This window comes from Ruegeria sp. BE9, assembly GCF_056538765.1.
The window spans coordinates 80,419-104,481 of record NZ_JBQFTS010000009.1; the positions used below are offsets into that span (position 1 = coordinate 80,419).

Genomic DNA, 24,063 nt, shown 5'->3' on the forward strand with positions numbered 1-24,063 from the left:
CGATATGAACTGGATCACAAACTACGTCCGCCCCCGGATCAACTCGATCTTCTCACGCCGGGAAGTGCCCGAAAACCTATGGCACAAGTGTGACGAGTGCGGCACGATGCTTTTCCACCGCGAATTGGCGGAAAATCAGAATGTTTGCACGCAATGTGATCACCACATGGCAATCACACCGCGCGAACGTTTCAATCACCTCTTCGACGGTGGCATCTTTACTGAGGTCGCAGTGCCTGCGCCCAAAGATGACCCGCTGCAGTTTCGTGATCAGAAGAAATACCCTGACCGCATGAAAGCGGCCCAGAAAAAGACCGGCGAGAAAGAAGCGATGCTGGTTGCGAGCGGAGAGATCGGACGCACGCCGATTATCGCGGCTGCTCAGGATTTCTCGTTCATGGGCGGTTCGATGGGTATGTATGTTGGTAATGCCATCATTGCAGCCGCACAAGAAGCGGTGAAGCTGAAGCGTCCTCTGATCCTGTTTTCGGCAGCAGGTGGCGCGCGGATGCAAGAAGGTATTCTTAGCCTGATGCAGATGCCTCGGACCACTGTGGCGGTCGAGATGTTGAAAGAGGCGAACCTGCCATACATCGTCGTTCTAACCCATCCGACCACTGGGGGTGTGACTGCATCCTATGCAATGCTGGGCGACGTGCACATTTCGGAACCTAACGCGCTGATCTGTTTTGCCGGACCGCGTGTGATTGAACAGACCATTCGTGAAAAACTGCCCGAAGGGTTCCAGCGCGCTGAATACCTGTTGGATCACGGTATGTTGGATCGTGTGACCAAACGTACCGAGATGCGCGATGAACTGATTACGATCACGCGTATGTTGATGAATCAACCGCCGGCGGTGAAAGGCGACCTTCCGGCGCCTCAACCAGAAGAAGCCCCTGCCGAAACCCCGGCTGAGGACGAAGGCGAAAAATGACGTCTCAGACATCCGACCTCATCCTTGAACGGATGATGGCGCTGCACCCCAAGATCATTGACCTGACCTTGGACCGTGTTTGGCGCTTGTTGGCGGCACTCGATGACCCTCAGACCAAACTGCCTCCGGTCATCCATATCGCCGGGACGAATGGCAAGGGTTCAACGCAAGCCATGCTCCGCGCCGGTTTGGAAGGGGCAGGGCTTTCAGTTCACGCTTATACGTCGCCCCACTTGGCGCGGTTCCATGAGCGTATCCGCCTAGCCGGAGAGTTGATTTCAGAACCAGACCTGACTGCGGTTCTTGATGAATGCTACGCAGCGAACAGTGGCGAAAACATCACCTACTTTGAGATCACGACTTGTGCCGCTCTACTGGCTTTTGCCCGGGCGAAGGCGGATTACACTTTGCTCGAAGTGGGGCTGGGCGGTCGACTGGACGCGACCAATGTCATTCACGATCCGGCCGTAACTGTAATTACGCCCATCTCGATCGACCATGAACAGTTTCTCGGCAACACTCTGGGTAAGATCGCAGCCGAAAAGGCTGGCATTATTAAGCCTGGTGTCCCGTGTATTGTTGGCCCGCAACAGGACGAGGCGCTGGAGGTCATTGAGTATACCGCTGCCCGGCTGGGTGCGCCACTTCTCGTACATGGTCAGCATTGGCACGTGCATGAGGAAAACGGTCGTCTGATCTATCAGGACGAAGTCGGTCTGCGCGACTTGCCGCTGCCAAACCTACTGGGTGCGCACCAGATCCAGAACGCTGGCGCCGCGCTGGCGGTTCTGCGCCACCTGAACTTGGGCGATGATGCCTATGAGGCCGCGGTGACCAAGGCCGAATGGCCGGCTCGGATGCAGCGTCTAAAAACAGGTCCTTTGGTCGAAGCTGCACCGCTGGCTGAGCTATGGCTGGACGGCGGTCATAACGCTGCCGCAGGAATTGCGTTGGCTGACGTTTTGGCAAAACTGCCCGTGCGTCCGACGCACATGATCTGCGGTATGCTCAACACCAAAGACGTCACCGGCTATCTCGCCCCGCTGGCGGAGCGCGCGCAATCCTTGACCGCGGTTTCGATTCCCGGAGAAGCCGCCACGCTAAGCGCCGAAGAGACTGCCGCCGCAGCTGCCAAAGTCGATTTACCCACCTCAACTGCCGATAGTGTTGCTGAGGCTTTGGAGACAATCACTGCAAGTGATCCGCAAGCGCGTGTGCTTATCTGCGGGTCCCTTTACCTGGCCGGCAACATCCTGCGTGAAAACGGCTGAGGAAAGTCCTTAACCGGGGTTTATCTGGCCACTTGTGGTTTTGGTGGAAACGATCGGTTTTCAAAGGGGGCAGTGCCCCCTATTTCCCCCAATCCTGATCCTGCATCTCGCGCAGTCGCGAGGCGGTACGCTCAAACTCAAACGTCCCTTCACCTTCGACATACAGCATTTCGGGTTCGGCGGCCGCCGAGCAAATCAAACGGACCTTGGCCTCGTACAAAGCATCGATAAGTGTGACAAAGCGCTTGGCTTCGTTGAAGTTGTTCCGCGAAAGGCGCGGAATGTCCTCTAGAACCAGAACTTTCACTTCATCGGCGACAGCCAGGTAGTCTGCGGGTCCAAGCATCCGTCCGCACAGATCATAGAAACTGGCACGAGCTACTCCATTGCGAAAGGCAGGCAGTTCCACTGCGCGACCGTTCACCTGCAAAATCAACGGCTCTGCTGCTCCACCTGAAAGATCGTTCCATACGCTACGAAGGTTTTGCCGCGCTTCGGGGCCGATCGGAGTAAAGTACACCGGTGCCCCCTCTAGCCTGTTTTGTCGGTAATCAGTCGGTGAGATAAGCTCCCAAACTTCAAGTTGCTCTTTGATATGCGCAATAAAAGGCAGGAAAAGCTGGCGGTTCAGCCCATCTTTGTACAGGTCGTCGGGATGACGGTTTGATGTCGTTACAACTACCACACCGCCCTCATGCAGCAGGTCGAACAGGCGGCCAACAATCATGGCGTCTGTGATGTCGGTGATCTGCATCTCATCAAAAGCCAGAACACGGACCGACTTAGTCACCGAAGCAGCGACCGGCGCCAAAGCATCCTCGATCCCGTCCTTGCGGGCCTTGTGCATTCCAGCATGAATTTCCTGCATGAAGGCGTGAAAATGAACCCGCCGCGCAGGAATATCTCCGAGTGCATCGACGAACATGTCCATGAGCATGGATTTGCCGCGACCCACGCCACCCCACAGGTACAATCCTTTGGGTGGCGGTGGCGCTTTGCGAAAAAAGCCGCGCTTTACCGGTTCGGCCAAAGCTGCTCGAATGCGTTCGAAATGGGGAAGAACGGCCTCTTGTGCGTCATCTCTGGTCAGAGTTCCGTCGGCAACCAGCGTGTCGTAAAGCGAAATTAAGTCCGTCATAGATTGAGGCATAGCGCCCGGCTTGTCCGTTGAAAAGCAGCCTTTTTGACGACACATCAATTTTGCTTATCTATAACCGCAAAACTCCTGAATTGACGCACGGGCTTTTCTGGATAATTTCGTCTTTCCTTTAACTCGAGGTTGTAATGCCCCAGCCCAGCCGCCTGTTGAACCCGATCCTTGTTGTCGGCTGTATCGTCATCACGGTTAGTTTCGCCGTGCGCGCGTCGTTCGGGGTCTTCCAGATTCCTATTGCGGATGAATTCGGTTGGTTGCGCACTGAGTTTTCCATGGCGATTGCGATACAGAACCTCGCCTGGGGGATTGGTCAGCCCATTTTTGGTGCGATTGCCGAAAAAATGGGGGACCGCCGTGCGATCATTTTAGGGGCGTTGACCTATGCCGCCGGTATGGTGATGTCGGCGTGGTCTGTGACGCCTTTCGAGCATCAGATGTACGCGTGGTTGGTCGGTTTTGGTATCGCTGGTACTGGGTTCGGTGTTGTCTTGGCTGTGGTTGGGCGCGCTTCGACGGATGAGAACCGTTCAATGTCGCTAGCTATTGTGACTGCGGCGGGCAGCTTTGGCCAAGTTCTAGGGGCGCCTACAGCCGAATGGATGCTGACCTTCCTATCTTGGCAACAGGTGTTCATCGTCTTTGCTGTCGCAATTCTCGCGTTGACCCTGACTTTGCCGTTCATGCGCGTGCCTCGGCCGGTGAATAAGGTCGAGCTTGAAGAGAGTATGGGTCAGATACTTGGCAAAGCCTTCCGGGACCCGTCTTACACCTTGATCTTTTTGGGGTTCTTTAGCTGCGGCTATCAGTTGGGCTTTATCACAGCGCATTTCCCGGCTTTCGTGACCGAGATGTGCGGCCCGATTCAGCCCGGCGGCGTACTGCACTCGATTGGTATTCAGACGACTTCTGCCCTTGGAGCAGTTGCCATTTCCTTGATTGGTTTGGCAAATATCTGCGGTACCCTGTTGGCCGGTTGGGCGGGAAACCACTTCCCTAAGAAATACTTGCTGGCGTTCGTTTATACCGGGCGTACGATCGCCGCAGCGGCTTTCATCATCTTCCCGATAACACCCGTGTCGGTCATCGTGTTTTCACTGGTGATGGGGTCGCTCTGGTTGGCGACGGTTCCGCTAACCTCTGGTCTGGTGGCTCACCTGTATGGATTGCGCTACATGGGCACGCTGTATGGCATTATCTTTTTCAGCCATCAGGTTGGCAGTTTCCTAGGAGTTTGGTTGGGCGGTCGCATGTACGATCAGTACGGTGATTACACCATGGTTTGGTGGATCGGCGTCGCGATCGGAGCCTTCAGTGCCATTGTCCATCTTCCTGTCCGTGAAAACCGGGGAACAGCAGTCGCAGCCTAAAGCGCTTCGTCTGAGGTCAAAAGGCCTTCTGCCACCAATCGGTCGGCCCACCCCTGCGGCTCAGTGAAATGGTGCGTCTGCCAGCCACGAGACCGCGCGGTCTCGATGTTGTCGATGCGATCATCTGTAAACAACAGTGTTTCTGGTGCCAAACCGCAATCGGCCTCAACCATCTCGTAAATCGGAACGTGGGGTTTGACAGCCTTCATACGGCCCGAGACATAGTGTCGGTCAAACTCATCCAGAAATGGATAGACGGTTGTCGCGTAATCGAAGTTCTGCACGCCAAAGTTGGTTAGTGCAAAGACAGGGATGTTCTTTGCTCGAAGCGCGCGTTGCAGACGTACTGAATGGGGGATTTCCGGGGCGGCCAGCTCTATCCATTTGTCGTGCCACATCCGGATTTCGTCGCGCCATTCTGGATACTTTTCGGCCCAAGCGTAGATCGTATCAGTGAAATGATGCCCTTGGTCGACCAAGTCATTCATACCGTGCAGGTCAACTTCGGAAAACATCGCCTTTCTCCGGTCCTCACCGATTGCTTTGTCGTAATATCTCTCTGGTTGCCATTCGATCAGAACATTTCCGATATCAAAAACGACGGCTTCAATGGGCATTGTTGATCCCCGCTTAAATCAATTCTTTTCCAAGGCAGACTGAAACAACCCTTAAAGGGAAATTCAAGCGACAAACGCGGCGCGCGGTGTTGGCTGGCCCGTCCAGTTTTAACCGGTGGAGATCCATTCCGAGATAGGCGCTTTAGCTACGTGCGGCTGCCCGTAACTCTCGTTCCAGTGCGTCAAGAAAGCGGGAACGATCATTTTTCCCAAAGGGCTTACCACCGCCTCCGGCTCCTAAGGGGTTGGCGGCCCTAAGGTCGGCCATCAGATCACGCATAGCCAGCTGTTGGCCAATATTGGCTGCTGTAAAGGCCTCACCGTTGGGGCGCAGAACACGTGCACCAGCCTCAACACATTTCGCTGCAAGTGGGATGTCGGAGGTCACCACAACATCCCCTTTGCCACAACGTTCGGCAATCCACTTATCCGCCTCATCTGCGCCCTCTGAAACAACGATCACCTGCACCAAAGGGTTGGCCGACGGTCGAAGCCCGCCGTTTGAAACAAGCGCCATCGGCACTTTGTGCCGAGTGGCGACTCGTTCTGCCTCTGCCTTCACAGGGCAGGCATCAGCGTCGATGTAGAGCGTTGTCACGCTTTCGTCGCCTGTTTCTCGGCGGTTTTCTTCTTCACCTTGAATTCTTCGGGGATTGGCATTCGGTTGAACGCGTCAAGACCGGCAATTTTATAGGCCTCGGCCAATGTCGGGTAGTTGAAGGTGTTCTGGACGAAGTAATCCACTGTACCTTTCAGGTTCAATACAGCCTGCGCGATGTGAATAAGCTCGGTTGCGCCTTCACCCACGATTTGGACCCCAAGCACCCGGCGGGTTTTCAGTGAGAACAGCATTTTCAACATACCGTGCTCTAACCCCATGATGTGTCCGCGCGAAGTTTCGCGGAAACGGGCCACTCCGACCTCGTAGGGAATGCCGCGCTCTTGTAGCTCTTCCTCGGACATGCCGCAGGTCGATATCTCGGGAACCGAATAGATCCCATAAGGATACCAAGGGCTTTCCGGAAGCGTCGGCGTTTCAAGCGCATGGCATGCCGCGACCCGACCCTGTTGAAGAGAGGTCGACGCCAGCGATGGATGTCCGATCACATCACCCGTTGCATAGATATGGGGCACAGCGGTTTGGTAGGTTTTTCGATCTACACTGATCCGATTGCGATGGTCGGTTTCCAATCCAACCGCTTTGAGGTTCAGCGCAGAGGTTGCCCCCATGCGACCAGCAGCGAACAAGAGCATCTCTGCCCGTACATGGCGACCGTTTTCCAGCGTAACCTCGACGTGGCCACCAGCGTCCTCAATTTTCTCCACCGCAGATCCCAAGCGCAGATCCACGCCATTCTCGCGGATCTGGTGTGTGAAGTCGTGGATGAGGCGGCTGTCGATGAAATCCAGAAATGTATCGCGCGGTTCGATCAGAGTTACCCTAACGTCCAGCGCTGAGAACATGGTCGCGTATTCCACCCCAATCACACCGGCCCCGATTACAACGAGCGAGCGGGGAATTTCGGCCATGTCGAGGAAATCATCACCGTCGACGACAGTTTTGCCGTTAAACGGTACGTAGTCCGGTCGATAAGTTTTGGTGCCGGTGGCGATCAGAAACTTGGCAGCTGTCAGGCGGGTGGATTCACCTGCGTCTGTCGCTACTTCGACTTCGTGAGGGCCGATGAACTTTGCCAACCCGTTAAGCGTTTCAACGTGGTTGCGGGCGAATTGGTGTTCAAGCACATCGACTTCGTGGTCCAAAGTCATATGCAGGCGTGCCTTTAGGTCTTCGGCACGGATCTGATCTTTGACCCGGTAAGAACGGCCATAAAAGCTGCGCTCGCGCCAGCCTGACAAGTTCAGAACCGTTTCCCGCAAGGTCTTGGATGGGATCGTCCCGGTGTGCACCGAAACACCGCCGAACCGATCCTTGCGGTCAATCACCAACACGCGCCGTTTCAGTTTGCCAGCCTGTATCGCGGCCGAGCGGCCTGAAGGGCCAGAGCCGATGATAATCAGGTCATAGTCGTATTTGCTCATGCGTTAGTCTCCGTACAACGCTTCGGCATGGAAGGTGATGTGATCTTCCATGAAGGTCGACACAAAGAAATACGAATGGTCATAGCCGGGCTGGAGACGGAAAGTTGCCTGCTGACGACTTTCGGCAATTGCCTGCGCCAGTGTTTCGGGGCGCAAAAGGTCGATGAACTGGTCATTCGATCCGGTGTCGATCAGGATGGGGCCGTCGAAGCCCTTTTCTTTCATCAGCAACGATGCGTCATGTTTGGACCATGCGGCTTCCTCTGCACCCAGATATGCGCTGAGCTGTTTGCGGCCCCAATCGGCACCGGTTGGATTCGAGATAGGTGCGAAAGCAGACACCGATCGGAACCGACCCGGCAAATTCATTGCCAGTGTAAGCGCGCCATGACCGCCCATCGAGTGACCTGTGATTGCCTGGCGGTTCCCGTCGATTGGGAAGTTCTCGATCAAAAAGGCAGGCAGTTCTTCGGCAACATAATCCCACATGTTGAAATGCGGTGCCCAAGGATCCTGAGTGGCGTTGACATAAAATCCAGCGCCTTGGCCGAGGTCGTAATCCTCGTGATCGGCCACACCTTCGCCTCGCGGTGATGTGTCCGGGAACACAATGGCGATACCCTGTTCAGCCGCCCATGCCTGCGCGCCAGCTTTGGTCATGGCGTTTTCATGCGTGCACGTCAGGCCGGACAGATACCACAGGACAGGAACAGGCCCATCCTTGGCCTCGGCCGGCAGAAAAAGACCAAAGGTCATGTCGCACTGACACGCGGTCGAGGCGTGACGATAAACGCCCTGCACACCGCCAAAACATGCATTTTCCGAGAGGGTTTCCATCAGGCTATATCCTTCGTTTTGGGTTGCGACATGGCTAACGATCCAATGACGCGCCGTAAAGGCTGTGTGCCTTCGGCGAGACTATTTTTCCAAATGTTGAAGATCAGGTTGTCCCAACCCATGCGATGACGAGCGGAACTGTCAAAATGCTGGCCGCTGTCGACAGCAAGATCGCCGCTGATGCCCGATGAGGGGCGACGCCATAGTGCGCCGCCAGCATGTAAACATTGCCGGCCACGGGCAGCGCCGCCGCTGCGATTGCAACTGCGGCAGGGAACGCAGCAACGGGTATGATCCAAATGAGCGCTATGGCAACACAAGCCGGGTGAATCACGAGCTTACAAAAGCTCAACCAACCCGCGACTTGAATCCGCTCAGCGGATTTGCTGGCCAGCGAGGCTCCGATTGCGAACAAAGCACCAGGAGTAGCGGCGCCGCCGAGGATCGTAAGAAAGTCATTTAAAGGTGCGGGGACTGGCATTTGCAAAGCAGACCAAAGCATACCCGCAGAAATCGATACGATCATTGGGTTCTTGAGTAACCCCAACCCAATCAATCGAAATGTGGCCGGTGTAAGCCTGCCGTCGCGGCCGCCGTTGATCAGGATGACGATCAAAGATGAGAAGACGACCAGATCAACTGTCAGCACCAGCATGACCGGACCGATGGCCGCTTCGGTAAACAGCAAGGCCAGCATGGGAAGGCCGAGAAAACCGACGTTTCCGATCGCGGCGCATTGGGCTTCGACGGCGGCTGTGGGTATATCGAGCCCCCGAATCCACGCGACGAACGTTGCCAGTGAATAAACAACAACCGTCCCAAGCAGATAGCCCAGAACCAGTCGGCCGTTGAAAATCTCGGCAAAGGGCAGGGTGGCGGCAAAACGGAACAGCATGGCCGACAAGGCAAAGTAAAAGACGAATTTGGTTAGATAGGCCGTCGCGTCTTCGGAAAAAAATCTGCTGCGACCGGCCCAGTATCCAAGGCCGATGATCGCGAAGAAGGGAAGTGTGCGCAGAAATATATCGACCATGGCCGCAGTGTTAGCACGGTTTTTGCGGGTCGCAAGTCCAGAGGCAACTGCGGGTTCCTATGTGTTAGCAAGGCCGAGGACGCTACGTTTCAGGGGAATGGTCGCCGAGATTCTTGTTCCGATGGCGCCCAATTTATGCGAATCGTTGTATCTGAACTGATCGGTTTATAGTTTCAGTGAACCTATTGCTGAAGGAGAGGTCATGACCCAAACCGCCGCCATTCTACGTACGGGCCGTAAATTCGACCAAGTCGTGCGGGGTGCCCGAGAAGTTTTCATGGCGGATGGGTTCGAAGGTGCAAGCGTTGATGATATCGCGCGTGCGGCCGGGGTTTCGAAAGCGACGCTATACAGTTACTTCCCTGACAAGCGTTTGCTGTTCATGGAGGTCGCGCAGACCGAGTGTAAGCGAATGGCAGAAAACGTCATCGCTATGATCGATGACAGTAAACCTGCCCGAGAAGTTCTGACAATCACAGCAACTCAGCTGACTGCTTTTTTGGTGTCCGAGTTTGCTCAACAGGTCTTTCGGATCTGTGTGGCCGAGCGCGACAGGTTCCCCGAACTGGGAAAGGCTTTTTATGAAGCCGGTCCGCAGAATGGACAGCGGCAAATGGCTGAGTACCTCGAGAAGGCAGTGCAGAAGGGCGAGTTAGCGATTGAAGATGTCCAAATTGCCGCCGAGCAGTTTTCGGAACTGTGCAAAGTCAGAATTTGGCCCCGAGCTGCATTTGGGATTCAGACCAGCTTTACCCAATCTGAAATTGACGAGATTGCGCTGCAGGCCGTGGACATGTTCATGGCGCGATATGGCGTCTGACGCTGGTTAAAATTTGTGCACAGGAAATTGCGACTGCTTAGCAAAGCGGTTGTCTGAGTATTGAGATTTGACAGGCCGACCGTTCTGGAAAACCATCAGACGGATGCAGTGAGGGCCTGTGAATATTGACCAGCGCGAATACCAACTTTTCCCGGCGCCTGAGCGATTTGCTCGTTCAGATTTACCCCGATAATGATCTAGCCGATCTTTCGGGTCGGATCACCGAAGCGTTTTGGCCTCCGTCTGCTCACAGGCGCAAGCAGGGCCGCAAGCCTGGTAACGGGCTATGGTCCGAAAAGGACAGTGTTCTTATCACCTATGGAAACTCAATCGAGGATCAGGTCCACAAACCCTTGGACCTGCTGCACGACTTTCTGATCCGTCATCTGAGTGGCGTGGTGAATGGAGTGCATATCCTGCCGTTTTTTCCATTCACTTCGGACGACGGGTTTGCTGTTTCTGACTACTACACCGTAAGCCCGCAATTAGGTGACTGGTCGGATATAACACGGATCGCGGGTGACTTTCACTTGATGTCTGATCTGGTGCTGAACCATGTCTCAAGCCAGGGTGCCTGGTTCACCAACTTCTTGCAGGGGAAGCCTCCGCACGACCGGTTTTTCTTTGAGGCGTCGCCGGAAGATGATCTTTCTCGGGTCGTCCGTCCGCGTACCACTCCGCTGTTGAGGCAGGTCGATACCAATCATGGTGAGAAGTATGTCTGGTGTACGTTCAGCCACGATCAGGTCGATCTGGATTTTTCAAACCCTGAAGTGTTAATCGAGATGTTGCGGATTATTCGTCTTCATATCGACAAAGGGGTACGCATTCTGCGCTTGGACGCGGTGGCTTTTGTCTGGAAAGAGATCGGTACCGATTGCATCCACTTGCCTCAAACGCATGCCATCGTGCAGCTTTTGCGGCTGCTTTGTGATTACACTACCGAAACTCTCGTCCTTTTGACGGAAACCAACGTCCCGCGCACTGAAAACCTGAGCTATTTTGGCAACCGGAACGAAGCGCATGCGGTATATAATTTCCCTCTACCGCCTTTGATTTTACATGCGATGCAGTCGGGAACGGCGCGCTACCTGCGCGAATGGCAAGCCGCAATGCCACCTGCACAGTTGGGTTGTGCCTATTTGAACTTTACCGCTAGCCATGACGGCATTGGCATGCGCCCTGCTGAAGGTGTTCTGCCACCCGAAGAAAAGGATCGTATGATCGACACCGTTCGCCGCATCGGAGGGCTGGTTTCAATGCGAGCTCTACCGGACGGGCGCGAGGAGCCTTATGAGCTGAATTGCGGGTACTTCGAGGCGATGCGCGAGACCTTTGCAGGTGAAGATCAGTATCATTTGGCGCGGTTCATTTGTTCGCAGACTGTTGTGATGTCGCTGGAGGGTATACCTGCCTTTTACATCCACTCTCTGCTGGCCACGCCAAACGATCATGAGGCCGTACAACGTCGCGGCATGAACCGGGCGATCAATCGGCACCGCTGGCATTATCCCGATCTATTGGCCAGGCTGGCCGATCCGGGGTCCAATCAGGCGCTTGTCCTGTCGGAATTGTCACGGCGTCTGCGCCTGCGGGCACTCCAGCCTGCGTTCCATCCCAACGCTACCCAGTTCACTTTGCGGCTGGACGATCGGGTTTTTGGTGTTTGGCGGCAAAGCTTGGACCGCAGTCAGTCGATCTTTGCGCTGCACAATGTTTCCCCCGAACAGGTCAACGTCAGCCCATCCGATATCAATATGATCGCCGAGGAGGTCTGGACTGATGCCTTGACCGGAGAGATTCTGGCGACCAATGGCCCTGATATTGTTCTGGCGCCCTACCAGTGCAGATGGATCACGAACGCGAAGTGAATTCCGCAAGATCGTCAGACACGGCGTCCTTCAGGCGCAAAAGGAACTCTGGGTCCGCCGAATGCACGCGGTTCCATGTTGGAATGAACGGCGTCTCATGTGGGTTGTCGAGGAAGATCTGGCCGGCACGGATGATGTTTTCGGCAAAGAGCTCGATGGATTTCTCTTCTTTGTGCCGATCCAGTTCCAGCCCATTCATTTTGGCGTCGGTGTAGTATCCCTCGAGCAAGTCTAATGCCGAACGGTAGTACGTTGCCTTAAGTGTGCGGAAGATGTTGGGTGTGAAGACGGTTCCATCTGCGGCCAATTTACGGAAGATTGCCTTGCAGATATCAGTCGACATGCGGGAAAGGCCCCGATTGGCGTCTTGGGGCGAAAGGTCTTGATGCTTGTGGTCGTAGTTGTCTGCGATTTCTACCTGACAGACAGATTTAGGCGCCAAATTGCGCCATGCTTCGGACAGAACGCCGATCTCTAGCCCCCAATCAGAAGGAATGCGCAAATCGGGGAGGGTAGGGGTGCGAATGGCGAACTCGCCCGACAGTGGGTAGCGGAAACTGCGCAAGTAATCGAGATAGTCCCGATCTCCGATCACTTTCTTGAGTGCGATCAGCAGAGGACTTATCAGCAAGCGCGTGACGCGACCGTTCAGCTTGCCTTCGCCTATACGCGGATAGAACCCCTTGGCCATTTGAAATGGAAAGGTTGGGTTGACGACCGGATATACCAGCCGGTCTAGCATCTCACGATTGTAAGTCACGATATCGCAATCGTGGATCGCCATGACGGAACTGTCAGCGCAGGAAAGCAGATACCCAATGCACGACCATACATTCTTGCCTTTCCCGGGCTCCTGAGGCGCAAGCCCCAGAGTGCGCAAATGGTTTTCAAGTTCGGTTAGCCGCGGGCTGTCGTTCCAGATTACTGCATGGTTCTGAGGCAGATCGGAGAAGAACGCTCGAGCTTGCCGGTACTGGGCTTCGTCGGCTTGATCCAAACCAATAATGATGCGGTGCAAATAGGGCACCTGCGCCAATTCCTTGAGTATGCCAGCAAGGGCAGGGCCTTCCAGTTCGGAAAACAGGCAAGGCAGGATCAAAGTGATCTTGCGTGTCTCGGCATAAACCGAAATCTCATGCGCCAGGTGTCCGGCGGGGCGGCTGCGGAGATTGTGCAGGGTGGTGATGTTACCGTTTTGATGAAAGTCTGCCATATCGAATGCCTCGTTCTATTCGGAAGCCGCCGTCAGCGACAGGATCGCATCCGACCAGCCGCGGGGTCCACTGTGTTTTGTTCTGAGAACCCGGGCCTCAATTTCGGGAGGGAAATCGGGAATGGTTGGCCCGTCGGGATTGGCGACCACAACGCCCTGATCAGCGGTCTGGATCATTTCAATGTCGTTGGGCGCGTCACCCAAAGCAATGGTTCGGGCAGGCTTGAGCCGCTCGACAACCTCACCCATTGCGTCTGCTTTGGACTTCCCGAATGACAGCGTCAAAAAACGCCCACCTTGACGCGCAGCAATCCCTCGCTCTGCCGCCAAAGACAGAAAACGTTTCAGTTCTGCATCAGATCCAGTCCATTTGCCGGGTTCGCTGAATTGGCGTTGTCGGGCGCGTGCGGCTTGTTTCGTGCTAAGTCCAGTGATTTCAGAAATCTCAAGGTCCGTCATATCCCCAAACCCATGAAATCCTGACGGCAATTGTTGGAGCGTTGAGCGAAGTTCCTCGTAAACTCCCCAAGCATCATCGACTTCATCGCCGGGCCAAAGAACACCAGCTCCGTTCTCAACGATCGCGGGCATATCTGAGACGCCCAATTCTTGCTGCAATGGCCGGATTTCCGCCGAGGTTTTACTGCTGGCAAGAACTAGGCCGGCGCCAATTTCCACCAATCGCTCAAGCCCCGGTTGGGCTGCAGCCCAAGAGTAGTCGTGGTGGTCCAGCAATGTCCCATCCAGATCGGAAAACACCAACAGGGGAAGGGAAGGATTCATAGGATCAAGCAGCTACAGTCAGTTCTCATCGCACAAAAAGTAGACGGTCCGGATAGGGCGATTGCAATCCGTACTGACGAATTTCCGATCAAACAGCGCGCCCGCGCCTATTTTTTGGGCACGGGGGTGGTATCTCACTCGATGAATGTTCGTGCCAGTCGGTCGCTTATCGGTTGAGAGAGATAGGAGATGACAGCCCGCTCACCGGTATTAACGAACAGATCTGCCGGCATCCCCGGTACAAGTTCCAGTGCGGCCACGTCATGTGGCTGCTCAGAGTCCAGTTTGACGCGCGCTTTGTAAAATGTCTCACCGGTGCGTTCATCCTCAAGCGCATCGGCGGAAATGTCGAAAATCTCACCGCTGGCCTCAGGTACATCCGCCTGGGTAAATGCTGACAAACGGATACGTGTCGATTGGCCGATCCTCAGTTTGTCTATATCGCCGGTCTTGACCCTTGCCTCGACAATCAAGTCCTGATCAAGCGGGACAATGTCCATGATTGGCTCACCCGGACGGACAACGCCACCCAAGGTCGACACACCCAGGTTCACCACACGGCCACTGGTCGGTGCCAGGACCTGTGTCCGCTTGAGCCGCTCTGAAGTGCCCGCGTATTGTGGACGCACCAGATCAAGCTGCGCTTCGACCACGGCCAACTCTCCGGCGATTACCTCGTCGCGCAGTTTTTGTTGGCTTAAAAGGGACAGCTCAAGCTCTTGCATCTGGTCTTCGGCTTGAGAGATCTGAGTACGCAAAGAGGCGTCTGTACCATTCAATCGTTCCAGTTCGATCTGCCGCGAGCTGACCCGGGGAACGGCGACCAATCCTTTGGCCAGCAAGGTCTGCAAATTGGCTAGTTCTATCTCGGTAATCTCGGTCTGGTTTTGCGTAGAGCGTCGTTGCTCTTCGAGACCTAAAATTTGGTTTCGTAAACTGGTGATGCGTTGTGCATTGATCTGAGCTTCGGCACGCCTTGCCCGGGATTCGGCGTCAAACAGTTGTTTTTGCGTCAAAAAAGGCGAAACCCAATGCAGACGCTCCATGCCTTTGCGAAACCCTGCCAACGCCATTGTTTCATCAAACTGATCCTGACCGCTCATCTGTGCCAATAGGCGAGCACGGCGTACAGATAGTTCGCCCAATTGACTGCCAAGAACGCTGAGCTCGACATCTATCTCTGTGCTGTCGAGCCGGACCAAGGGCTGACCGGCTTGTACGAACTCTCCATCTGTCACCAAGATCGACCGGATGATACCCCCGTCTAGATGCTCGACGGTTTTGCGATCCCCTTCAACCACAAACGATGCCGGAGCAACGACGGCCCCGTCCAGCTTGGATGCAAACGCCCAGTACGCGGTGCCGCCCAAAAAAGCCGTCAGGGTCAAAAGACCAAACATGACATAGCGTCCGATACCCACAGAGCTTTCTGTGATTACTTTCAATTGGGCTTCGTGCAGTGCAACGGCGTTTTGGGGTTGGGAGTGTTGAACCAAATGTGTCATTGGGCTGCTCCGCTGATCTGAGTTTCATTGGTCGTTTGGCATTCGGGTTTCGTCTCGTTTGGCTTGGCCGGATTGTTCAGTACGTTACGGCGATTGACTTTTAGGACATCATTCTTGTCCCCAAATTGGGTCTGATTGCCGTCGCGCAGAACCATGACTTTGTTGGCCGCTTGCAAGGTCGCCGGGCGATGGGTCATGACGATGGCGATGCCCTGTCGTTCTTGAACAGTAAGCAACGCTTCGCGCAGGGCCTGCTCTCCTTCTGCGTCCAAATCAGAGTTCGGTTCATCGAGGATCAGCACAAAGGGGTCGCCATAAAGTGCGCGCGCCAATGCCAGACGTTGGCGTTGCCCCCCGGACAGGAAAAAACCTCGTCCTATACGAGTTTCATAACCATCGGGCAGACCGCTGATCAGCTCGTGTACGCCTGCCTCTCTGGCTGCACGCAATACTTCTGTATCGTCGATCTCGGTCGAAAATCGGGCGATGTTTTCACGGATGGTGCCGTCAAACAGTTCCACGTCCTGCGGCAAGTATCCTATTTGCTTGCCAAGATCCTCGTGGTTCCATTTTGACGTTGGGCTGCCGTCCAGCAGAATCTCGCCCCGTTGAGGGAACCAAATGCCAGCCAGCATTTTACCCAGAGTGGTCTTGCCTGATCCACTGTGCCCGATAACGGCCAGCACGTCTCCGGCATCCAAACGGAAATCAATGCCCCGGACTGTCGCGTTCATGGCATGCGGGGGGCCGGCCTGTGCGATTTTGACATCCAGTGATTTGAACGCAAGTGGCAGGTGCAGGTTGGATGGGATCTCTGCAAACTCCTCGGTCAGTTTCTTGATCTTGGTGTAAGAGCCGCGCGCGGCGAGGAATGTACGCCATTGACCGATCAGCTGGTCAATCGGTGCCAGAGCGCGGGCCAGAACGATGGTCGCCGCGATCATTACGCCCGCCGTGGATTCTCCGGTTATGGCGAGTGCAGCACCCAAACCCAGAATGGCTGACTGCAGCCCCATTCGGATTGTTTTTGACATTACCGAAAAGCTGGCGACCCGGTCGGCGGCGCGTGTTTTGTATTGATGGGCGTCCGCCTGGAGTGTGGTCCAGCGGCGCACTAGATCTGATTTCATACCAAGCGCGTGCACGAGTTCGGCGTTTTTATCTCCGGTGTTAAACAACGCGTCAGAGTGTCCTCGCGCCTGCGAGGCTTGCTGCATCGGAGCCCGGGCGCGTGCGTTGTTGATCAGCGCCATCACGGTCAGAGTGAGTGCTCCGGCCAGTCCGAGCAAACCTAGATAAGGATGAAGAGCGTACAAAACCAACAAGTAGATTGGTATCCACGGTGCGTCGAAAAAGGCAGTCAGTGTTGTGCCGGAGATGAATTCTCGAAACCCGTTGACGTCTTCGATCAGGTTTTCGCCAGCTTCGCTTTGGCCCTGAACACGACGCCGCATCGCCGCTCCAAGAACCGGAGCACCTACGGCCATTTCAAAGCGAGCGGCAAGGCGACCTAGGATGCGCATTCGCATCAGGTCGAGGCACGCAATCACCACAAACACTCCGCCCAAGAGCAGAGATAGAGCGATCAAAGTATCAATGTTTTGGCTGGTCAACACGCGGTCATAGACTTGCAGCATGTAAAGTGGGCCAGCCAACATTAGGAGGTTCAGAAACAGGCTGAAGAAGGCGACCGCAACAAAGCCTTTGCGCAGCGATCCCCAGGCGGTTTTGACGGGATTGGCTTTCTGGAACATGTCTTGACCCTTTCCGGTTCGAAGAAAAAGGGGCGACCAGAGGCCGCCCCGCGTTTGGTCACTTACGCAACAAAGTCGTCGTCGCTCAGATCAGCACTGTTGACGCCGGTCAGGCGGACCGAGCCCACGTCGCCAAAGGAGATCAGCGCATCTGCACCGTCCTGAGCGACATTGAGGTCGGTTGCAAAATCGGGACCAAAGTCGCCGAATTGCAGCTGATCGAGGCCAACTTCAAAGTCCTGAACAACGTCGTCGCCAAAGTTACCGGCAAAGACAAAGGTGTCTTGACCTGCGCCACCAATCAGGACGTCGTTACCACCCTCACCGTTCAGCACATCGTCACCGGCCTGACCGTTCAGGGTGTTCTCGCCCGAGTTGCCCGAGAGTATGTCATTGCCGCCATTCGGGCTGCCTTCGTTGTTCGAACCATTGATGTTTTCGAACCCAAACACCTGATCCAGGGTGGCACCGTCCGGAGCATTTACCGAGGCCACTCCGTTGCCGTTTTCGTCGAGGTCCAAAACAACGCCCGGCCCCGCAGTGAACAGCGCGGTGTCGATGCCTTCGCCCCCAATGATGATGTCCGCGCCGCCGAACGAGTGGATTGCATCGTTCCCAGCACCGCCGTCGAGCACGTTGAACTCGTTGTTGCCCAGGATCAGGTCATTTCCGCTGGAGCCAACAACGTTTTCAAAGTTGTCGACTTCGGCGACGATCTGGCCGTTAACGATAATCGCGCCGTCCTGAGGGCCTTCGTCCCCATTGCCAGCGGGGTTCGGTGCAGGCCCGCTCAGATCCAGATCAACGGTCACCCCGTCAAAGCCGGACACGTCGATCGTGTCACTGTCGTCCGAGCCGACAACACGTTCGATCGAACGTAGAACGTCAACTTCGACCTGATTATCGATGACATCCTGGCCGATAACCCCGGTGCCGCCTGTAGCATTCACATCAAGCGTTGCACCCGCGTCGACTAGTGTGTCCAGTACGACCGGGCCATTCTGACCGGCAGGCGCATTGTGCAGATGAATGGCCGAGACAACACCCGGGATCGGTGTGTTCAGGTCCGCTTCGTTAAGGCCGGTTACGCTTAGTTCACTGGAATAGGTGACTACGCCTGTGTTCAGGTTTTGCGTGATGACGACCGTGGCCTGACCGGTGGCTTCGCTGTCTGAGAGCGGGCCCGGTTCTTGCGCCGCATCCAGACCGCCGCTGAGCGTGACGGTACGAATGCCGTTCTCGCTTTCAACGTTGTCTACCAGCAACTGCCCACGAATTTCCCCGCCGGGGAAGTCCGAAGTGTGGATATTGTAGTACAAGTTGCCCAGTAAGGCTTCTTCAACAAACCATGACGGGTCTGGGATGCTCGAGCCGAATTGGTCCGGGTCATCAACAACTGCATCAGTGATCGAGATGTTAAAGCCTGTTTCACGGGTCGCTGTACCGTTGCCGCTGGCGTCCAGAGACACTTCGACGGCAACATCCAGGTCCGAAAAGTCGGCCGTATCGAAACCATCGCCACCGTCGATAAAGTCGTTACCCAAGCCCCCGGCCAGCACATTGTCTGCGTCCCCTGCGATCAGGACGTCGTCGCCCGCTCCACCAACGATATCGCCATTGGTGGTTCCCAGATCGACAAAGATATCATCGCCATCGCTCAACAGAACGTTGCCGTTGATCACACCTTCGTCGTCATTGACTATGGTGACGAAGCCAGCATCGGATGCATCGATTGCGTTTATAGTGCCGCGGATTTCTCCTTCGTTCAGAATTGCACCCAGAAGGTTCAGACCACCGTCAACACGGATACCCGCAGCGGCATCCGAGTCTTCGGATCCTGCGATCAGGCCCTCGTTGACTACAACACCTGCAAACGACGCATCGTCCTGATTGGTGAACAGGCGCAGGCCGTCACCAACCTGATTGCCCTCGACCGCATCACCGCGTCCTTGCAGCGTGCCTTCGTTCACCACTGTGGCCGAGACAACATCGCCCGAGACTTCGCCGGTTTGTAGCGAAACGGCTGAACCGTTGTTGCCTTCACCTGCGTCTACTAGTCCGCTGTTGGTAAAGCTGTAATTGTCCGCAGTGCCATCGGCGTAAACAGTGCCGTTGCGCTGGTTGCCTGTGCCGAGGATTTCGCCTTCGTTGGTGACATTCAGACCGGTGCCGTCGATGTTCAAAGCACGACTATCCGATGTGACGGCGCCGCGGTTAACAAACGAACCGCCCGTATGATCGCCAGTGCCAAAGTAAACGCCGTTCTGGACCCCTGCGAACACGCCGGTTTCCTCGTTGACCAGTTGGCCGCGAAAATTGACGTTGTTTACTGACCGGAAAGCGCCAACTGTTCCGTTTGCGCCTTCGGAAGTAACGGAGCCGGTATTTGTGATGGTCCCGGTGAAGAGGGCCGGACCGAACCCGCCGCCTTCTTGACGAACGCCTTCTAGGCGAATGCCATCGCCCGCAGTTCCAAGTGCTGCGCCAGCATTACCACGACCTGCGATGGTGCCGTCGTTTGTGATCGAAACCTGACCATTGCCGTCCTCGGCCAGTGACAGGGAAACGCCTGCACCATTGTTGTGCTCACCCGCGTCGATGGTGCCCGAGGCCAAATTTTGGATCGAGAAGTCGCTGGCGGTGTCGTCTGTATAGACGGTGCCGTTACGCTGATCTCCGGTGCCCAGAATGTCACCGCCGTTGATGACGTCGACGCCCGAACCGTCAATATTCACTGCACGACTGCCTGATTGGATGGTTCCAAAGTTCAGCACGTCCAGGTCATGTTCACCGATTCCGACATAGAGGCCGTTGCGCGGGCCCTCGATCACGCCGGTCGAAGTGTTCAGGATCTCACCTTCGGTGTTTGCACCGTCCGCGATGCGGATACCGGCGGCCGTGCCTTGGTTGCTTTCGGTCGAGATCACTCCGCTATTGACGATATCGGTTTCGAGGACCGCGCCGCCAGCACCGTCGTCGATGCGAATGCCGTCACCAGCCAAAGGCGTATTCGAAGCCGCCTGGCCACGCCCCTGAATGGTTGCGCCAAACCCATTGAAGACGTCGGTTTCAACGCGATCGCCAAATTCGTTTCCGATTTGCAGCGAAACACCGGCACCTTGATTGCCTTCGCCCGCATCAATTGTTGCGCCCGAGAAGTTCGAGATCGAAATGTCCTCAGCCGTGCTGTTTGTATAGATGGTTCCGTTACGCTGATCTCCGGTGCCGATGATGTCACCGAAGTTTCGCACTTCGATTCCTTGGCCCTGAATGTCGACCGCCCGGCTGTCCGAGCTGATTACGCCGCCTGCGAAATTGTCGAGGCTGCCCGAGCTTCCTGCACCTGCGAATTGAACGCCGTTGAACGCGCCGGCTATCTCACCAAAGTTGCGGACCGACGCACTTCCAGTGACTTGAATTCCGGTCGCAAGTGCATCTGGGCCGCTATTGGCTTCGATCCGAGCAGAGCGGAAGTTGAAGACGTCGACATCCTGACCTTGCGCCAGAATGGCCGTAACGGCGTTGTTTGTGGTGATTTCTCCAAAGTTCAGCAGCCGTGAAAAGTCGTTCGCCAGTACAAATGCCGGCGTGTCATCGACCACAGTACTTTGGAAGAAATTGTTAATAAGGGATTGGCCATCGCGGGTTGTCTCTTGCGCCAGTGAGGACGTGGTCAAAAGACGCGCACGTAAGCCTGCCAGAAGTTGGGACAGCATGGGTAACTCCGTCATTGGTTTTGCGTTATGCGGCCCACCCGCTGATCTGGGCGTTCCACGTAGCAAAGGGGTAGTTACCGATGCCAGTCAGCTAAAATTCATCCTGCGAATTGGGGGTATAACTTACGCAAATAGTCACGGGTTTCGTGAGTGGCGGATGAATTAAAATGCGCAGAATCATAGCCTTAAGAATTTCAAAGAAATTGCGCGGGGCTATTCAGTGGCGGCTTCTGACGGTTTTGTCAGTGATTGTGATCCCGATTTTCTGCAGTCGTACCCAGCTTAGAGTATGAAAGAGCCTCAGCTGCAGGCTCAGGATAGCTAACCGGTTCACGATCATGAATTTCAGAGATTTGGAATATGTGCTCGCTATTGCAAAGTGCGGCCAATTCAGTCAGGCGGCCGTGGTCTGCAACGTGTCACAGCCCGCACTCTCCAATCAGATCAAAAAGCTTGAACAGGAGTTGGGAGCGGATCTTTTTTTGAGGCTCAACAACGAAGTGCGTCCCACTGATTGTGGTATGCGCGTTATTTCGATAGCTGAGCGTATTTTAAGCGACGCGCAGAAAATTCGGGATACGGCCACCCAATTCCGTGACCCTGAAGCGGTTCCCTACAACATCGGGATGACACCGACTTTGGCGCCTTATTTGACACAGTATTTTTCCGAGTTGTTCAGCACGCTGTTCCCAAAGATGCGTGTTACGATGATCGAAGACCTGCCGCACAACATGCTGAGAATGGTCGAAGACCATACTCTGGATTTGGCATTGGTCGCTAAAGTTAATAACTGCGAGACATTGGAATTCACGTCTATCTGGTCGGAGCCGTTGTACCTCGCTCTTCGCGAAGGCCATCCTTTGTGTACGCTCTCATCCATCAAGCCCGAGGAAGTGCCTGCGCACGACTTCATCAGACTTCCTCACAGCTTTGGATATGACTTGGAAAATCGCCTGCCCAAAACCGATCCTTCGAAGCGGGCTGGAAAACGTTTTGACCTTAGCGCTCTTCGGTTCGAGACGATTTGTCGTCATATCTGCCATTCGGATGACTGTACCATCGTTTCGGCCCTGGCTGCCGAACAGTTCAAAAGAGACAACTGGCCTTTGTGCTTTGTACCTTTTGATGCGCCGGGCAATCTTCGGGATTTGGGGGCCGCGACCCGGCCCGGGTGTCCTCGTCGTCCGCTGTTGAATCGCATCGGATCGTACATTAGGGAAAACCCACCGATTGGCGTTACGCCCACATTCGCTTAGTAGCCTGCGCTCTTCCTAGAGCTTGGCAATTGCCCTGGGTTTCCGATCTCGGGGACGAATGGGGTAGGTTTTTGCCTTGTAGCCGCTCGGGAAACATCTCAACGTGATACCGTGTCCAAGCCAGTGGCAATGCGACCCGGCGTCGTTCCGGGAAGCCAGTTGACAATGGATTTTGTATTTTGGATACATTGGGCAGAGATTTCGCGGCGATGAGAGTCGTCAAAGATTGTTCTGGCCAAAAAGAGCAACGCGAATGTCTGAAAAAACATTTCTGGGAGATACTCATGAAACTGAAATTAATGGCCGCAACCGCTGCGATCGCCTTGTCGGGCGCTGCGGCACAAGCGAACACGCTTGTCTATTGCTCTGAGGGCTCACCCGAAGGTTTCGACCCGGCGCTGTTCACAGCCGGTACGACCTTTGATGCATCGTCGCACCCGATCTACAACCGCCTGCTCGAATTCGAAACCGGCACAACCAACGTTATCCCCGGTCTGGCGGAAAGCGTTGAGGCCAGCGATGATGGTTTGGAGTACACCTTCAAACTGCGTCAGGGTGTTAAGTTCCATTCGAACGACGAATTCACTCCGAGCCGCGATTTCAACGCAGACGACGTGATCTTCTCGTTTATGCGTCAGAAAGACGAAGGTCACCCTTACAACCAAGTGTCCGGCGGAACCTGGGAATACTTCCAGGGTATGGGCATGCCTGATTTGGTCGAGTCCATCGAAAAGGTTGATGACTACACGGTCAAGTTCACGCTGACCAAGCCCGAGGCGCCCTTTGTTGCCAACATGGCGATGGACTTCGCATCGATCTTGTCTGCAGAATACGCGGACGCGATGATGGAAGCTGGCACTCCTGAAAAGCTGAACACTGCGCCGATCGGCACAGGTCCGTTCTCGTTCGTGGCTTATCAAAAAGACGCCGTGATCCGTTATGCTCAGAACGCCGACTATTGGAAGGCGCCTGCAGACGTGGAAAACCTGATCTTTGCGATCACTCCGGACGCGTCGGTTCGCTACCAAAAGCTGAAGGCAGGCGAGTGCCACATCATGCCTTATCCGAACCCTGCCGACATTCAGGCAATGAAGGATGACGCTGACATCAACATGATGGAGCAAGAAGGCCTGAACGTTGGCTATCTGGCTTACAACACCACCATGGAACCGTTCGATAACCCGAACGTTCGTAAGGCGCTGAACATGGCGATCGATAAGAACGCGATCATCGACGTTGTGTTCCAAGGTTCTGGTCAAGTTGCTAAGAACCCGATCCCGCCGACAATGTGGGGCTATAACGACGCAATCACCGATGACGCGTACGACCCAGAAGCAGCCAAGGCGATGCTGGAAGCTGAAGGCGTCTCCGACCTGTCGATGAAAGTCTGGGCGATGCCGGTACAGCGTCCGTACAACCCGAATGCACGTCGTATGGCCGAGCTGATTCAGGCGGACTTTGCCAAAGTCGGCGTGGATGTTGAGATCGTGTCCTATGAATGGGGTGAGTACCTGTCGCGTTCGAAGGAACTGAACCGCGATGGCGCAGTTCTGCTGGGTTGGACCGGTGACAACGGCGATCCAGACAACTTCCTCGCCGTGCTGCTGGGCTGTGACGGTCGCGAAGCGTCGAACCGTGCACAGTGGTGCCACCAGCCGTTCGAAGATCTGATCCTGCAAGCTAAACAGACCACTGACCAAGCTGAACGTACTAAGCTGTACGAAGACGCACAGGTGATCTTCAAAGAGCAGGCGCCTTGGGCGACCATCGCGCACTCAGTTGTCTTCATGCCGATGCGCAACGAAGTGCAGGGTTACAAAGTACACCCGCTGGGCGGCCACATCTTCTACGGTGTGAGCGTCGAATAAATCACCACTCACTGGC

The 24,063-nt window shown here is 55.2% G+C and carries 18 protein-coding genes; 7 read left to right on the top strand and 11 right to left on the bottom strand.

Features of this window, described 5'->3' with window-relative positions:
- The first annotated feature begins 4 nt into the window (after positions 1 to 4).
- Together accD and ACR0EO_RS19645 are read left to right on the top strand one after the other, a co-directional pair.
- Positions 5 to 937: an acetyl-CoA carboxylase, carboxyltransferase subunit beta gene (gene accD / locus ACR0EO_RS19640; protein WP_480692504.1), complete on the top strand. Its 933-nt coding sequence runs from the start codon at positions 5 to 7 to the stop codon at positions 935 to 937.
- Positions 934 to 2,208 carry a bifunctional folylpolyglutamate synthase/dihydrofolate synthase gene (locus tag ACR0EO_RS19645; protein ID WP_480692505.1) on the top strand — a complete coding sequence of 425 codons (1,275 nt, stop codon included), beginning with the start codon at positions 934 to 936 and terminating at the stop codon, positions 2,206 to 2,208. Before accD ends, ACR0EO_RS19645 begins: the two co-directional genes overlap by 4 nt.
- Positions 2,209 to 2,287: 79 nt before the next feature.
- Here the strand turns inward: ACR0EO_RS19645 and zapE are convergent, their stop codons facing one another.
- Positions 2,288 to 3,346, bottom strand: coding sequence for a cell division protein ZapE (gene zapE, locus ACR0EO_RS19650; protein WP_480692506.1), 1,059 nt, complete (start codon positions 3,344 to 3,346; stop codon positions 2,288 to 2,290).
- A gap of 146 nt (positions 3,347 to 3,492) precedes the next feature.
- Between zapE and ACR0EO_RS19655 the strand changes: the two genes are divergently transcribed.
- Positions 3,493 to 4,731, top strand: coding sequence for an MFS transporter (locus ACR0EO_RS19655; RefSeq protein ID WP_480692507.1), 1,239 nt, complete (start codon positions 3,493 to 3,495; stop codon positions 4,729 to 4,731).
- Here ACR0EO_RS19655 and ACR0EO_RS19660 read toward each other — a convergent pair.
- The 5 genes from ACR0EO_RS19660 to ACR0EO_RS19680 all read right to left on the bottom strand — a co-directional run bounded on the left by ACR0EO_RS19660 (position 4,728) and on the right by ACR0EO_RS19680 (position 9,261).
- The gene (locus tag ACR0EO_RS19660) at positions 4,728 to 5,348 is read right to left on the bottom strand and encodes an HAD family hydrolase (protein ID WP_480692508.1); all 621 of its coding nucleotides are present in this window, start codon (positions 5,346 to 5,348) and stop codon (positions 4,728 to 4,730) included. The genes ACR0EO_RS19655 and ACR0EO_RS19660 overlap by 4 nt on opposite strands.
- A 142-nt stretch (positions 5,349 to 5,490) precedes the next feature.
- Entirely contained in the window at positions 5,491 to 5,946 is a 456-nt protein-coding gene (locus ACR0EO_RS19665; RefSeq protein ID WP_480692509.1) for a YaiI/YqxD family protein, read from the bottom strand.
- Positions 5,943 to 7,391 (bottom strand): Si-specific NAD(P)(+) transhydrogenase, encoded by a 1,449-nt coding sequence (gene sthA, locus ACR0EO_RS19670; RefSeq protein ID WP_480692510.1) that lies wholly within the window; start codon positions 7,389 to 7,391, stop codon positions 5,943 to 5,945. Before sthA ends, ACR0EO_RS19665 begins: the two co-directional genes overlap by 4 nt.
- A gap of 3 nt (positions 7,392 to 7,394) precedes the next feature.
- Entirely contained in the window at positions 7,395 to 8,228 is an 834-nt protein-coding gene (gene fghA, locus ACR0EO_RS19675; protein ID WP_480692511.1) for an S-formylglutathione hydrolase, read from the bottom strand.
- A 103-nt stretch (positions 8,229 to 8,331) separates the two neighbouring features.
- On the bottom strand, positions 8,332 to 9,261 hold the full coding sequence (locus ACR0EO_RS19680; protein WP_480692512.1) for an AEC family transporter: 930 nt from the start codon (positions 9,259 to 9,261) through the stop codon (positions 8,332 to 8,334).
- Between the two features lie 202 nt (positions 9,262 to 9,463).
- Here ACR0EO_RS19680 and ACR0EO_RS19685 point away from each other — a divergent pair, with 202 nt between their 5' ends.
- Positions 9,464 to 10,081 (top strand): TetR/AcrR family transcriptional regulator, encoded by a 618-nt coding sequence (locus ACR0EO_RS19685; RefSeq protein ID WP_480692513.1) that lies wholly within the window; start codon positions 9,464 to 9,466, stop codon positions 10,079 to 10,081.
- A 125-nt stretch (positions 10,082 to 10,206) separates the two neighbouring features.
- A complete protein-coding gene (locus ACR0EO_RS19690) occupies positions 10,207 to 11,952 on the top strand; it encodes a sugar phosphorylase (RefSeq protein WP_480692514.1) in 1,746 nt (581 codons plus the stop codon).
- On the opposite strand, the gene ACR0EO_RS19695 is transcribed toward ACR0EO_RS19690, so the two are convergent.
- The 5 genes from ACR0EO_RS19695 to ACR0EO_RS19715 form a co-directional block, all read right to left on the bottom strand.
- Positions 11,936 to 13,165 carry a glycosyltransferase family protein gene (locus ACR0EO_RS19695; RefSeq protein ID WP_480692515.1) on the bottom strand — a complete coding sequence of 410 codons (1,230 nt, stop codon included), beginning with the start codon at positions 13,163 to 13,165 and terminating at the stop codon, positions 11,936 to 11,938. The two genes, ACR0EO_RS19690 and ACR0EO_RS19695, sit on opposite strands and share 17 nt — an antisense overlap.
- A 15-nt stretch (positions 13,166 to 13,180) precedes the next feature.
- Entirely contained in the window at positions 13,181 to 13,948 is a 768-nt protein-coding gene (locus tag ACR0EO_RS19700; protein WP_480692516.1) for an HAD-IIB family hydrolase, read from the bottom strand.
- Positions 13,949 to 14,082: 134 nt separating this feature from the next.
- On the bottom strand, positions 14,083 to 15,453 hold the full coding sequence (locus ACR0EO_RS19705) for an HlyD family type I secretion periplasmic adaptor subunit (protein ID WP_480692517.1): 1,371 nt from the start codon (positions 15,451 to 15,453) through the stop codon (positions 14,083 to 14,085).
- Positions 15,450 to 17,207, bottom strand: a complete 1,758-nt coding sequence (locus ACR0EO_RS19710) for a type I secretion system permease/ATPase (RefSeq protein WP_480692518.1) — start codon at positions 17,205 to 17,207, stop codon at positions 15,450 to 15,452. The genes ACR0EO_RS19705 and ACR0EO_RS19710 overlap by 4 nt, the downstream gene beginning before the upstream one ends.
- A gap of 62 nt (positions 17,208 to 17,269) precedes the next feature.
- Complete coding sequence (locus ACR0EO_RS19715) at positions 17,270 to 20,923, bottom strand: beta strand repeat-containing protein (RefSeq protein WP_480692519.1); 3,654 nt, start codon at positions 20,921 to 20,923, stop codon at positions 17,270 to 17,272.
- A 338-nt stretch (positions 20,924 to 21,261) separates the two neighbouring features.
- On the opposite strand from ACR0EO_RS19715, the gene ACR0EO_RS19720 reads away from it, so the two are divergent.
- Entirely contained in the window at positions 21,262 to 22,179 is a 918-nt protein-coding gene (locus tag ACR0EO_RS19720; RefSeq protein WP_480692520.1) for a LysR family transcriptional regulator, read from the top strand.
- Between the two features lie 284 nt (positions 22,180 to 22,463).
- Positions 22,464 to 24,047: an ABC transporter substrate-binding protein gene (locus tag ACR0EO_RS19725; protein ID WP_480692521.1), complete on the top strand. Its 1,584-nt coding sequence runs from the start codon at positions 22,464 to 22,466 to the stop codon at positions 24,045 to 24,047.
- Positions 24,048 to 24,063: the final 16 nt, after the last annotated feature.

What these genes read in the sequence shown, in the direction of transcription:
- accD (WP_480692504.1), top strand. Translation starts at nt 5, where the DNA reads ATGAACTGGATCACAAACTACGTCCGCCCCCGGATCAACTCGATCTTC.
- ACR0EO_RS19645 (WP_480692505.1), top strand. Translation starts at nt 934, where the DNA reads ATGACGTCTCAGACATCCGACCTCATCCTTGAACGGATGATGGCGCTG.
- zapE (WP_480692506.1), bottom strand. Translation starts at nt 3,346, where the DNA reads ATGACGGACTTAATTTCGCTTTACGACACGCTGGTTGCCGACGGAACT.
- ACR0EO_RS19655 (WP_480692507.1), top strand. Translation starts at nt 3,493, where the DNA reads ATGCCCCAGCCCAGCCGCCTGTTGAACCCGATCCTTGTTGTCGGCTGT.
- ACR0EO_RS19660 (WP_480692508.1), bottom strand. Translation starts at nt 5,348, where the DNA reads ATGCCCATTGAAGCCGTCGTTTTTGATATCGGAAATGTTCTGATCGAA.
- sthA (WP_480692510.1), bottom strand. Translation starts at nt 7,391, where the DNA reads ATGAGCAAATACGACTATGACCTGATTATCATCGGCTCTGGCCCTTCA.
- fghA (WP_480692511.1), bottom strand. Translation starts at nt 8,228, where the DNA reads ATGGAAACCCTCTCGGAAAATGCATGTTTTGGCGGTGTGCAGGGCGTT.
- ACR0EO_RS19680 (WP_480692512.1), bottom strand. Translation starts at nt 9,261, where the DNA reads ATGGTCGATATATTTCTGCGCACACTTCCCTTCTTCGCGATCATCGGC.
- ACR0EO_RS19685 (WP_480692513.1), top strand. Translation starts at nt 9,464, where the DNA reads ATGACCCAAACCGCCGCCATTCTACGTACGGGCCGTAAATTCGACCAA.
- ACR0EO_RS19695 (WP_480692515.1), bottom strand. Translation starts at nt 13,165, where the DNA reads ATGGCAGACTTTCATCAAAACGGTAACATCACCACCCTGCACAATCTC.
- ACR0EO_RS19700 (WP_480692516.1), bottom strand. Translation starts at nt 13,948, where the DNA reads ATGAATCCTTCCCTTCCCCTGTTGGTGTTTTCCGATCTGGATGGGACA.
- ACR0EO_RS19705 (WP_480692517.1), bottom strand. Translation starts at nt 15,453, where the DNA reads ATGACACATTTGGTTCAACACTCCCAACCCCAAAACGCCGTTGCACTG.
- ACR0EO_RS19710 (WP_480692518.1), bottom strand. Translation starts at nt 17,207, where the DNA reads ATGTTCCAGAAAGCCAATCCCGTCAAAACCGCCTGGGGATCGCTGCGC.
- ACR0EO_RS19715 (WP_480692519.1), bottom strand. Translation starts at nt 20,923, where the DNA reads ATGCTGTCCCAACTTCTGGCAGGCTTACGTGCGCGTCTTTTGACCACG.
- ACR0EO_RS19720 (WP_480692520.1), top strand. Translation starts at nt 21,262, where the DNA reads ATGAATTTCAGAGATTTGGAATATGTGCTCGCTATTGCAAAGTGCGGC.
- ACR0EO_RS19725 (WP_480692521.1), top strand. Translation starts at nt 22,464, where the DNA reads ATGAAACTGAAATTAATGGCCGCAACCGCTGCGATCGCCTTGTCGGGC.